Here is a 278-nt window from a genome sequence, read left to right as displayed (position 1 = left end):
TCCTTACTTAAAACAACAAAAGCTTCACTTGATAAATTTAAGTTTTCGCCATTAATAACTACAGGGTTAAATGCAGAGATTTTGTTTATTGCATAGCTACCATTAATATTTAATTGGACATTTAGTATTTTTGGTGAAGTAGCACTTTCTCTATCAAATGTTAACAAAGCGATTTTACTTTCTATATCATTTATATCTAAAAGCAGATCACCATCATCATCGATATCAGCATAGTCGGGTATATTATCTCCATCGGTATCTTGCAGGTACCCTATAGA

1 protein-coding gene is annotated in these 278 nt (G+C 31.3%); it reads right to left on the bottom strand.

Translation table 11 applies throughout. The features are described 5' to 3' along the window. A partial coding sequence (locus AAEZ00_RS21095; RefSeq protein ID WP_351089840.1) for a hypothetical protein occupies positions 1-278 on the bottom strand: 278 nt, incomplete at both ends.

Origin of the sequence: Shewanella sp. S1-49-MNA-CIBAN-0167 (assembly GCF_040310145.1) — a bacterium.
Lineage (GTDB): Bacteria > Pseudomonadota > Gammaproteobacteria > Enterobacterales > Shewanellaceae > Shewanella > Shewanella psychromarinicola.
Note: the sequence above shows the minus strand (reverse complement) of the source record. Positions and strands in the feature narration are given on the sequence as shown.